Source organism: Acidimangrovimonas sediminis (genome assembly GCF_002871005.1).
Taxonomy (GTDB): Bacteria; Pseudomonadota; Alphaproteobacteria; order Rhodobacterales; family Rhodobacteraceae; genus Acidimangrovimonas; species Acidimangrovimonas sediminis.
On the sequence record NZ_PHSN01000065.1, the window covers coordinates 1 to 1,024 of the forward strand.

General features: G+C 68.5%; 1 protein-coding gene. It reads left to right on the forward strand.

From position 1 onward, the window contains the following. Window positions 1–31 precede the first annotated feature (31 nt). A partial coding sequence (locus CVV76_RS24315) for a homogentisate 1,2-dioxygenase (RefSeq protein WP_102227270.1) occupies window positions 32–1,024 on the forward strand: 993 nt, incomplete at its 3' end.

Here is a 1,024-nt window from a genome sequence, read left to right on the forward strand (position 1 = left end):
CGAACGGCGCCTGCAGGGACTGGAGGGCATTATGACGCGTCATTCTTTGCCGGAGGGGATGGTCCGGGCGCCGTCGGTGACGGGGCCGCACGAGGGCTACATGCCGGGCTTCGGCAACGATTTCGAGACCGAGGCGCTGCCGGGGGCGCTGCCGCAGGGGCAGAACTCGCCGCAGAAGGTGAACTACGGGCTTTATGCCGAGCAGCTTTCGGGCACCGCCTTCACCGCCGCCCGGCCCGAGCGGACGTGGTGCTACCGCATCCGGCCCTCGGTCAAGCACACCGGGCGGTTCGCGAAGATCGAGGTCCCCTACTGGAAGACCGCGCCGCATGTGGCCGACGATGTGATCAGCCTCGGCCAGTACCGCTGGGATCCGGTGCCGCAGGCGGAGGCGCCGCTGACCTGGGTCACCGGCATGCGCACCATGACCACGGCGGGCGACGTGAACACGCAGGTGGGCATGGCGGCGCATGTCTACCTGGCGACCGCCTCGATGCGGGACGAGTATTTCTACTCGGCCGACAGCGAGATGCTGGTGGTGCCGCAGGAGGGCAAGCTGCGGTTCTGCACCGAGCTGGGCGTGATCGACCTGGAGCCGAAGGAGATCGCGATCCTGCCGCGCGGCCTGGTCTACCGGGTCGAGGTGCTGGAGGGGCCGGCGCGCGGCTTCGTCTGCGAGAATTACGGCCAGACCTTCGAGCTGCCGGGCCGCGGCCCGATCGGGGCGAACTGCCTGGCCAACCCGCGCGATTTCAAGTCGCCGGTCGCGGCCTTCGAGGATCGCGAGGCGAAGAGCCGCGTGGTGATCAAGTGGTGCGGCCAGTTCCACGAGACCTTCATCGACCATTCGCCGCTGGACGTGGTGGCCTGGCACGGGAATTACGCGGCCTACAAGTACGACCTGCGGACCTATTCCCCGGTGGGCGCGATCCTCTTCGACCACCCGGACCCGTCGATCTTCACCGTGCTGACGGCGCCCTCGGGCCAGCCCGGGGTGGCGAACATCGACTTCGTGCTGTTCCGC